We start from the raw sequence: 9,720 nt of genomic DNA, 5'->3' as shown, positions 1-9,720 counted from the left end.
ATCAAATTTCATTATCAATCACAATTCATTATTAACCATTTGAATTAATAATTTTAAAATTAAACCTTTTCTCGAGGTTTATTCTCAACTTTTAAAGGCGTAGAATATACAGTTTGAATTTTCAAGTGTTAATCCCCTTCTTATTTTAGGAGTAATATTTAATACAATGATGCTTCAATTTCAAATGAATAAGATTCGGCTGGTTAGAAGGAGGCGTATTTTTGCACGAATTAGACTCGGAGTTTGAGAAAAATATTCTGAAGGAAATATCTGTTAAAGAAATTATGAAGAATCTTAAATGGCTGGCAGAAGAGGTGCCTCAACGCTTAGCAGGAAGCCCGGAGGACCGTAAGACGGCGGAATGGATCAAGAACACCCTTGAGAGTTATGGGGTTCACGTTGACATGTATGAGTTTGACGCTCTCCTCAGTTTTCCCATCTATGCAGAGTTAAAGGTTATATCCCCCGGCCCAGTCCAGTCCATAGAAGCTATTGCTTACGCCCATAGTGCTTCCACGTTACCCGAGGGAATAAGCGGAGAACTGGTCTACGTGGGAGCAGGTGGGGAAAAAGACTATGAAAATGTGGATGCAGAGGGTAAAATAACCTTGGCCGAAATCTCGTATGATCCGCCCCGACCTTACAAAATTAAGATAGCTCAAGATCATGGGGTCAAAGCCCAGATTCAAATGAACTGGGGCTCTCCTGAACACGAGGTTCTTCCAATGGGAACCATGAAGCCAGTGTGGGGTAACCCAACTCCTGACACGATAGATTTAATGCCTACTATTCCCGGGATAGCCATAACGCGTAAAAGTGGAGAAATACTAAAAGAGCTTCTAAACAGGGGCAAGGTAAGAGTGTGGATGCGGGTGGAGGCAACTAGGGAGTGGATAAAAATCCCCATGCCTATTGCAACCGTTGAGGGTACTGAGGAGCCAGAAAAGTTTGTCATGATGGGTGGACACTTTGATGCATGGGGTGGAGGAGTAACAGATAATGGAACAGGTATTGTCTGTATAATGGAGATGGCCCGAATATTTCAGAAACACAGAGACAAACTGAAAAGATCCATAAAATTTGGATTTTGGGCGGCACACGAAACAGGCATCATGGAGGGCTCCACTTGGTATACGGATAATTTCTGGTCAGACTTGAACAAGAACTGCATAGCCTATCTGAACTGTGATTCCACCGGAATGGTTGGAAGCAAACTCTACTTCCCGCTCTACCATGAGGAGACTGAAAGATTTCTCATGAAAGTTATTGAAGACATTTTGGGAAAGGATGAAGTTAAACAGGTAATGGATACCAGAGAGTTTGCTAGAAGCATAGGTTTCGATGTGGGTCTGCGTCCCAGTAAAGTGGCGGATAATGGGTCCTTCTTTGGACTTGGAGTTCCTGTGGTTGATGCTCGAACAATTTTTGATGTGGACACCTTAATGAAGGAGCAAATGGCGGTACTGGGATGGTGGTATCAAAGCGACGAAGACACTATAGACAAAGTGGATCCTAAAATGTTGGAAAAAGCTATGAAAGCGGATTCTATCTTTCTACTAAGATTAATGAATGCACCAATTATTCCCTATGAGTTCTTCTCACCTGCTGCCGTCCTTAAAAGCAGACTTGAAAAACTGAACGAAGAAGCCAAAGGGAGAATAGACCTAAAACCCTTAATCCAAACAGCTGAGCAGCTTGAAAAAAGAGCCAAGGAACTAAACGAAAACTTGGAAAAGATATCGGAAAAGTATCATAGCGGGAGTGTAAAAGAGGGAAAAGAACTGCTAAAAGAAATCAACCAAACAATCATGAAGCTCAGTCGAATACTAATACCCTTAAACTACACCTACATAGGTAGATATGAGAGAGACCCATACGGAGCAACATACGTAAACAGACCCATACCCGTACTGTTACCAATTATAAGATACGCCGAAATGGATCCCGACTCAGAGGAGTACAAGCTACTAACCACTAAACTTGTCCAAGAAAAGAACAAGGTATCAGATGCACTAGATGAAGCCCTCTGGCACACGAATTACATACTTCGAGAAATAAAGAGATACCTCTAATATCCATTACCTCTCCCTTATTTTTTCAACTCCCTTTTAAGATTTTACAGAAGTTAATGTTTTATTTTCTACTTAACACAATTCTTATATAAAACAAGAATCAAGAAGAACATTAAATTAAATCTATTAGTTTTAATAAGGAGTGGATAATTAATATGACAGAGAGAACCCAAAAACTTATGCTTAGCACTCCGATAAAAGCTCTCCAAGTTTCGAACATTAAGGTAGCGGAGGATGCTAGAGCGCGCAGACCAGGTATGATTTGGGTCTTGGATCTAGAGAGAGCTAGATTATTAACGGAATCTTATAGGCAAACAGAGGGGGAGCCTATGATTCTGAGGAGGGCAAAGGGACTAAAGCACATTTTAGAAAACATGACCCTATACATTCGACCGGACGAATTGATAGTGGGAAATTTCGCATCCACTCCTGATTCGGTCGTTCACTACCCAGAGTTTGCCTGGAAGTGGGTGGAAAGAGAAACCGAGCCCGGTAATGTTTATAGTGAAATGCTAACCGATGAAGAAAGAAGAGAACTCAAGGAAATAGACGTATACTGGAACAAGCTTGCGGTGCACCATCTGTTTAAGAGAATGATCCCCAAAGGTGTGGCTGACGAAATAGTTTATGTTTTCAACTGGGAATGCGCCACCCCAAACTATCAAAAAATATTCCAAATAGGATTAAAGGGAATCATTCAAGAAGCCGAAAAGAGAAAAGAAAGGCTTGTCAAAGAATTGGTAGAGGGAGGGATTAACGGCGAGGATTACGTGGAGAAAACCCGATTTTTGGATAGTGTAATCATCGTCTTAGAGGCGGCAATAAACTGGGCGAAAAGGTACGCAAAGTTAGCGCATGAGATGGCGGAACGTGAAAATAACCAAGCGAGAAGGCGGGAACTTGAGACTATAGCAAAAAATTGTGAATGGGTGCCTGAGAATCCTCCACGCACACTGCTAGAGGCACTACAGTGTTACTGGTTAATCCATCTCATCGTCAACTTCATCGAACTACCCATGGTGGGGGATGGCATAAGGTTCGATGTATGTTTCAATCCTTACTATGAGAAGGATTTAAAAGAGGGTAGAATAACCCGGGAACAGGCTCAAGAACTCGTAGAATGCATATTTGTGAAATCCCAAGAAACTGGTTTCCTTCACCCACCTGTATGGTCTGGTGCCGGAGGAGGTGCGATAGGATTCCAAACCATTACCATCGGAGGAACCGATTCTGAGGGAAACGATGTTACTAACGAGATTAGTTACATAGTTTTAGACGCTATGAAAAGCGTGAGAACAGTGACTCCTCCATTAGCTTTGAGATGGCATGATAAAATTCCAAAGAAGTTAATAGACAAGGCCATAGAGGTGCTGGCAACTGGAATGCCTCAACCCGCATTCTTCAACGATAAGGTCAACATACCTCGACTGGTTAGCCTCGGTATTCCTCTCAGTGATGCTAGGAACTATTCCATAAATAATTGTATGGTTCCCACTATCCCGGGAAAAAATCTCAATCACCGTTCGGCGTGGGCCAACGCAGTTCCGCTTCCCAAGCTCCTTTACGAAGTATTGATATCGAAAGGGGAAGAAGTTAAATCAGTCGAGGAGCTGATTGACGCCTTCATAGAAAATTATGGAATCAGAATTCGGAAACTGGTTTTTCTTTCAAATATTGCAGATAGCCTTTATCGACAATACGTGCCCAGACCATTTTTATCGGCAATGCTTGATGAATCAATCGAGAGGGCGCAGGACATTCGAGAATGGAATTACAATCCAGATTACCGAGATGTAGTTATACTGGGACTAAACAACGTAGCCGACTCCATAGCCGCCATTAAGAAACTGGTGTTCGACGAGAAAAAAATATCCATGAAAGAACTGCTCACCGCCCTTAAGAATAACTGGGAGGGCTACGAGGAGATTCGAAGAATGTGTCTGGAAGCACCAAAATTTGGCAACGATGACGATTACGTGGACTTAATATCAAGAGAGGTGGCAAAAAGAGTCACCCAAGAAACCATGAAATGCAAAACAAACCTTGGAACTCCAGTCATTCCGGATGGAACTGTGGCTTCAGCCTTCTGGCTCTGGGGAAAAATCTGCGAAGCCACACCAGACGGGAGAAAAGCGGGTGAAACCCTACACGACGGAAGTGTTTCACCAGTAGGTGGCAGAGACTATAAGGGACCAACCGCGGTTCTAAAATCAGTTTCAAAAGTGGACCCCTTAAACAGCTGGAACCATCTACTCAACCAAAACTTCATGCCCCAGTACCTAGAAGGATACAACGCAGAGGTTTTCGCCCAATACCTGAGAACATGGGCAGATCTGGGAATCCATCACATCCAATTCAGTGTGGTGGGAAGAGAAACCTTGGAAGAAGCCCAAAAACAACCCGAGAAACACTCCAATCTAATGGTAAGAGTGTGCGGATACTCAGCTTACTTCGTAGACCTAAGCAAAGATTTACAGGATTCAATTATTGCACGGACTCCTCACTGTTTCTAACACTAAACTTTAAGCAAAGTGAGACAGTATGCATAATTGGAGAGGCGACCTTACGGGCAGAGAGGGTGTAGTATTCAATATTCAAAAATATAGCATTCATGACGGTCCGGGAATCAGAACCACAGTATTTCTAAAAGGTTGTCCCCTAAAATGCGAATGGTGTGCCAATCCCGAATCTATAAACCCTTATCCCGAGATATTTTTCAGAGAGGAAAAATGCAATCAGTGCGGGAAGTGTTTAGAGGCTTGTTCACTAAAGGCTATTATATTGAATGAAAATGGTGTCCAAATAGATAGGACCAAGTGTAATTTGTGCATGAAGTGCGAAGAGGTTTGCCCCACCGGAGCAATAAGCCAAATAGGGAAAAAAATGACCTTAGAAGAAATCGTGGAAGAGGTTATGCAAGATGAACTGTTTTACAGAAATTCTGGTGGAGGCGTTACGATATCCGGTGGAGAACCACTTTACCAAGCGAGATTCACTCTAAACCTGCTGAGGGAATGTAAAGATAGAAGACTCCACACTGCTCTGGATACTACGGGGCATGTTAAATGGGAAATATTAGACGAGATTTCCAATTATACAGATCTAGTGCTTTTCGACATCAAACACCTAGACTCAGAAATACACCAGAAGGACACAGGCGTTGGTAATGAACTAATTCTTAAAAACCTAGACAAAATTCTAAAAAAAAGAGTAACAGTGTGGGCAAGAATCCCAGTCATCCCCAACTTCAACAATTCCCAGAAATACATAGAGACCTTAGCAAAATTTCTATCAAAAAAACCATTCACAAAAGTTTCAATTCTAAACTATCACGAATGGGGAAAACACAAATACAAGTTCCTAGGCAGAAAATACCCGTTAATCGAAGCCCATCCATTAAGCGATGAGGAACTGCAAGCAATACAAAATATAATAGAGTCTTACGGTCTGGAGGTTACCATTAATTATTAAAAAAGACCGTAAAATTCCAAAATTTTTTTACTATAGATAAATTTTAATACTATCATAATGTAATATAAGCAATCTATTCTTTTTGGAGAGAGAGAAGAATGTTTAAAGATTGGAAAAGCGATGAAATGAGATTTGCTCTCTTTACTAAAGGAACCGCAACCAGAATTTTAGGTATGAGTATAGCATCCATAAGCCTCAGAATGCAGGGCAAAATACCAAACGGAATCTCAATATGGTACTTTTCGGAACCCAGCATATCCCTAGGCTACTTCCAAGACATTGACACCGACATAGACTTGGAACTGGCGAAGAAGCACAACATAGAAATCTGTAGAAGACTAGAGGGCATGGGAGGAGGCGTTATTTTCCTCGATCCAGAGGGTTTCATGGGAATCGGAATACTCGCCGATAAAACCATTTTTCCAACCATGGAGGAAGCGTTTCATAAATCTGGAGCCGCCCTAACAGAAATGTACAAGATTCTAGGAGTAAAGGATGCGAAGTATTATCCTCCGGATGATGTTCGTGCTGAGGGTTCAGGTAGAAAAATGGGGGCGGTTGGAGTTACAGAAGTTGGTGGATTATATCTAGTTAATTCGTCCAACTTTCCCGGATATATTAAAAGCGATTTATTACCCCAGATTGCTAGAATACCGGAGGAGAAGTGGAAGGATAAAAAGATAAAATCGTTTGGGGAGTATCAGGGTGGTGTGGAGGCGGAGATCGGTCATCGTCCGGATCCCTTCGAGTTTGCTAGTGCCGCGTACAAGGCTTTTGGAAAGGTTTTTGGAGTAAAATTTAGAATCCAAGATTTAACCGAAGAAGAGTGGGAAATGTGCGAAGATTTTGCAGTAAGAGCTCAATCCGATGAACATATGTTCGCAGTTTCCAGCAAGAAGAGATTCGGAAAAATTCCACCCGACCACAAATACGGTATCGGTAGATACAAGTCAGGCAAACTGGTAGAGAGCCGAGTACTACTCGACAGTAAAGGAATAATCAAGGACATGTTTTTTGCGGGAGATTTTTACGCTAAGCCGGTGCCTATTATGAGGGAGATGGAGGAATCTCTTAAGGGCGTCTCGGCGAAAGATGATAAAACTATGCTGGAAAAGATAAAAGTTGCCTACCAGAAACCCAATTGGGAAACGTCTGAAATTAGTCCTGAGGACTTCTTGAAAGCTTTAGTTGCCGGTTGCAAAGCTGCCTTAGAATCAGGTTAATTAACAATAAAAAAAGGTAGAGTGTAGGTCTTAGAATCTTTCGTCCTCCATGCTCCAAGGTGGATACCACTGGTAGTACTCTTTGGGTTTCGCTTTCCTAAGCCCGTCATAGGTTGCTTTTGCGAGTATAATTACACCCTGTCTTGTTCTGTAGAGGTCAACTAGCTTCTTTTCCTCAAGTGATGCTAGAGCCTCATCAAGCTGCTCCTCATCAAGCCCCGTATCCTCCATCAACTCTTCTCTCCTCATGTGAAGACCAGGATTAACAAAGTAGTCCGCAGCAAGAGCCTCAAGAATAGCGTCTTCCATACCCTCCAGATCTGTTGGAACCTTCTTTGGAGCAAATTCGGGCGAGGGTTTGTAATAGGGTATTGGGAATCTTAATTCTTTGTGTATCCGTCTTCTGGGAGCCTTCAACTCGTCCGCCATAATTCTTCTAGCTTGAGCGGTTAATAGCCTCCGGAGAACCTCATTTGTGCCCGCGCCCACCTCCAATATCTTAGCATCTAATAGAATTTGTTCCACCGGGTAAAACCTGGTGAAGGCATCTCCTCCGATGATTTGCAGAGCGTCCAGTGTTGCATCTCTGCAGGCTTCCGTGGCGTAAATTTTGGCAGCATTAGCCTCAACCACCGGGTTTAATCCCTGATCCATCATCCACGCGGCATAGTACGTTAACAGCCTAGCGGTCTTCATTCTTAGAATAATGTCTGCCAGTTTGTACTGGTTGGCTTCGAAATCTATGGTGCGCTGATTGAATTGCACTCTTCTAGTTGCGAAATATAGTGCGTATCTTAGAGCCTCCCTCATGCCGGCGATTATCTGGGTTGCTACTGTTAGCCTCTCGAAGTTTAAACCCGCGGTCATAACTCCCCAGCCGTTTCCTTCTCCCAGCAACATGTTAGATGCTGGAACTCGAGCATTGTCAAAATCCAAGAATCCGTTACGAATGCCCCTGAACACCGCCAACTCGTTTATTCTCTCAATCGTGAAACCGGGTGTTCCCTTCTCCACTATGAAAGCGGATAGATGTTTATATGCTGCTCTGTCTCCAGGTTCATCACTAGTTTTCGCATACAACATGTAAATGTCTGCCAATCCCGCGTTGGAAATAAATCTCTTTTTTCCATTCAATACGTAATAGTCACCATCACGGGTTGCCGTGGTTCTAATACCGGCGGCATCGGTGCCCACAAAAGGTTCGGTGAGCGTTATGGCCCCTAGCAATTCGCCTCTAGCAATTTTGGGTAGCCACCTCTCTTTCTGTTCCTCTGTACCGAACATACATATTTGCTCCACCCCACCAAACGAGGTGGCGCTATACACCCCGCCCACGGTAGCTGCTCGAGTGAGACCCTCAGCAATAATCTGGCAACCGGTTATTCCAATCTCCTTTCCCATTCCACCATACTCTTCTGGTACAAGGGCTCCAAACCATCCCTTATCCGCAACCATTTTAACCAAGTCTCGGGGATGCTCTTGTTTAATCGCAGCCTCATAAGCTCTGGGAGTAATCTCATCCACAAATTCAACAACCTCGTCCGTAAGTTGTCTCTGCCTTTCATTAAACCAAGGATACTTCTCCAACAATAATCACCTCTAACAGTTGAGATAAATATAAACTTTAAAAACAAAAATCTTATTAACTATTTACCTTTTTCCCCAAATTTAGGCAAAATTAAACAGAAAAGAATGAAAAATGGGCTATATTAAATTGGATATAACAGGTTTCTATTCGGATTTTTTCTTTTTTGCTTCAAGAATCGCAATACCCATCTCCATTACCCTATTATAGGGCTCCTCACGGTCTTCCCTCAATTTTAAAGTTATTGCTTCCTCGGGACAAGTAGTGGCACATAGTCCGCACCCCAGACATTTGTCTCTGTTTACCGTTGTGATGTCTTCCATGGTTATTGCTCCTACCGGGCAGCGGTCAACGCAGGTTCCGCAGTTGATACATTTCTCCTGATCTATTACGGATTCGAACAGAGCGTTCAGATATTTTTGTTTGTCGTGCCCCCTTTTCGTTATTCCCTTCATGGACGCGCAGCAGCAGGGACAGCAGTTGCAGATATTTGATAGATGCTTGGAGTTAACTCCGGCGTGAACCAATCCCGCCCGATCCGCTTCCTCAATTATCTTTATTGCCTCCTCCGCCGATATTTCTCTCCCTATACCATTTTCAATGTAGTACTCCGCAGCAGTTCCGAAACTGAGACAGGTTTCCATAGGGTAACCGCAACCCTCACCAGTCAGTTTAGCTTCTTTACGGCAAATACATTCCGTGACCGAGATTTTCCTAGCTTCTTTAATGCTCTCCTTGAGCTTATGGTAAGGATAGAGAACGGTTTCTGCTTGAATAGTTTCCTCAACTGGAAGCACCTTAAATCCCGGAATATTGCTTGCTCCCAATTCATCAAGGTAAGCTATATCATAATATTCTTTGAAGAGTTTCGCAAGCTCCTTATCCATCTTTTTAACCGAGTACTCATACAACCCTATCATGAAAGGTGCTGTATTATAAAAAGTCTTATCCTCACGCCTAGCTCGAAAAATAAGTCCCTTTTTCGACATGGATTCCAGTTTCTCTGCTAACTCTTTTTCATCTAGGCTGGTCCGTTTCGCGATTTGGGAAGCCTCTTCTGGAAACGGACTTAAAAGCACCGCTATTTTCGCTTCCTCCTCGGTAAAAAGTCTTCTTAATATCTTGATTTCGACCCCTGAAGAGGTTTTAGGAAACCCCAAAGGTAATTGATCCAAAAATTCACGCAGTTTCAGAAATGGATCCTCAGACATCACCATTAACTCCCTAGCAGTATTACGAACTAAAACACTAATTTTAAAATAAGAAACCTATAACCACAATAAAATTCTTTCGGTAATATCATATAGACGTTTTGGAGAAGGCGCCTTAAGTATGTGGGTTGTTGGGATAGTTCGAAAAGAATAATTGT

6 protein-coding genes are annotated in these 9,720 nt (G+C 42.7%); 4 read left to right on the top strand and 2 right to left on the bottom strand.

Features of this window, described 5'->3' with window-relative positions:
- Positions 1 to 221 precede the first annotated feature (221 nt).
- The 4 genes from ACUVXA_RS11110 to ACUVXA_RS11095 all read left to right on the top strand — a co-directional run bounded on the left by ACUVXA_RS11110 (position 222) and on the right by ACUVXA_RS11095 (position 6,766).
- Positions 222 to 2,072 carry a M28 family peptidase gene (locus ACUVXA_RS11110; RefSeq protein WP_445871330.1) on the top strand — a complete coding sequence of 617 codons (1,851 nt, stop codon included), beginning with the start codon at positions 222 to 224 and terminating at the stop codon, positions 2,070 to 2,072.
- A 155-nt stretch (positions 2,073 to 2,227) separates the two neighbouring features.
- Positions 2,228 to 4,585 carry a glycyl radical protein gene (locus ACUVXA_RS11105; protein ID WP_445871329.1) on the top strand — a complete coding sequence of 786 codons (2,358 nt, stop codon included), beginning with the start codon at positions 2,228 to 2,230 and terminating at the stop codon, positions 4,583 to 4,585.
- A 28-nt stretch (positions 4,586 to 4,613) separates the two neighbouring features.
- Positions 4,614 to 5,543 carry a glycyl-radical enzyme activating protein gene (locus tag ACUVXA_RS11100; RefSeq protein ID WP_445871328.1) on the top strand — a complete coding sequence of 310 codons (930 nt, stop codon included), beginning with the start codon at positions 4,614 to 4,616 and terminating at the stop codon, positions 5,541 to 5,543.
- Positions 5,544 to 5,641: 98 nt separating this feature from the next.
- Positions 5,642 to 6,766: a lipoate--protein ligase family protein gene (locus ACUVXA_RS11095; RefSeq protein ID WP_445871327.1), complete on the top strand. Its 1,125-nt coding sequence runs from the start codon at positions 5,642 to 5,644 to the stop codon at positions 6,764 to 6,766.
- A gap of 30 nt (positions 6,767 to 6,796) precedes the next feature.
- Here the strand turns inward: ACUVXA_RS11095 and ACUVXA_RS11090 are convergent, their stop codons facing one another.
- Positions 6,797 to 8,353 (bottom strand): acyl-CoA dehydrogenase family protein, encoded by a 1,557-nt coding sequence (locus tag ACUVXA_RS11090; RefSeq protein ID WP_445871326.1) that lies wholly within the window; start codon positions 8,351 to 8,353, stop codon positions 6,797 to 6,799.
- 144 nt (positions 8,354 to 8,497) lie between these two features.
- Positions 8,498 to 9,562 (bottom strand): ATP-binding protein, encoded by a 1,065-nt coding sequence (locus ACUVXA_RS11085; RefSeq protein ID WP_445871325.1) that lies wholly within the window; start codon positions 9,560 to 9,562, stop codon positions 8,498 to 8,500.
- Positions 9,563 to 9,720 lie beyond the last annotated feature (158 nt).

It is taken from the genome of Candidatus Jordarchaeum sp. (assembly GCF_052745115.1).
This window is presented reverse-complemented; position numbering and strand designations above follow the sequence as displayed.

Bases quoted from the DNA above. Each gene is read 5' to 3' on its own strand.
- ACUVXA_RS11105 (WP_445871329.1), top strand. From the start codon at position 2,228: ATGACAGAGAGAACCCAAAAACTTATGCTTAGCACTCCGATAAAAGCT.
- ACUVXA_RS11100 (WP_445871328.1), top strand. From the start codon at position 4,614: ATGCATAATTGGAGAGGCGACCTTACGGGCAGAGAGGGTGTAGTATTC.
- ACUVXA_RS11095 (WP_445871327.1), top strand. From the start codon at position 5,642: ATGTTTAAAGATTGGAAAAGCGATGAAATGAGATTTGCTCTCTTTACT.
- ACUVXA_RS11085 (WP_445871325.1), bottom strand. From the start codon at position 9,562: ATGTCTGAGGATCCATTTCTGAAACTGCGTGAATTTTTGGATCAATTA.